This window comes from Candidatus Symbiopectobacterium sp. NZEC135 (assembly GCF_025962695.1).
In genome coordinates, this window is sequence record NZ_JAGFPF010001104.1 from 1 (window position 1) to 718 (window position 718).

1 protein-coding gene is annotated in these 718 nt (G+C 45.7%); it reads right to left on the reverse strand.

Annotated features, from left to right (window positions below):
• A partial coding sequence (locus J5224_RS32725; RefSeq protein WP_264629086.1) for an EAL and HDOD domain-containing protein occupies positions 1-718 on the reverse strand: 718 nt, incomplete at both ends.

Below are 718 nucleotides of genomic sequence, written 5' to 3' on the forward strand. Positions count from 1 at the left end.
CCTGGAGCGGCATCAGGCTTAAATTGCTGCGCAGCCTGATATTATTGACATACCGCATTGCTTTGTAAGCGAGTGACAGGTCTTTACTGAGCAATTTTTCAATCTGCTCGTAATTTAATTCCTGTTTATTTACCTCGCTAAGTAGCTGTAATACATTGTAATTATTGACTGATAGTCGGCGCGATTGAATGATTTCTGGTTTGCTGAAAAAGTATCCCTGAAACAGAGAAATACCTAATTGCTTTGCCTGAGAAAATTGCTCACGCGTCTCGACTTTTTCCGCGAGAAGGGTGATGTGCCGGTAGGGGAGTTTGTTGATGTAGGAGCCGATGTCGGCAAAGGAAGAAAGCGTCAGATCGAATTTCAGCACATCAATATAAGGAAGAAAACGATCCCATTCGGGAGCCATCAGAAAATCATCCAGGGCGAGCTTAAAGCCTCTCTTTTTCAAACGCTTTACCGAGGCCAGTAAAGTGTCATCAGGCGGTGCGTTTTCCAGAATTTCCAGTACCACCTTTTCTGGCGGTAATGCCTCAACCAGGCCATTGGTGAGCATCTGATGTGGAACGTTGATATAGCTGATGTGATCGTCCACCAGTCGACTTAATGAATTCGTTAAAAACTGTTCCGTTATGATTTGTGCGGTGGCGTATTCTGGGGTGACGTCGGCGAACGCATTGCCAATACCATCTCGGAAGAGCAGCTCATAAGCGACGGG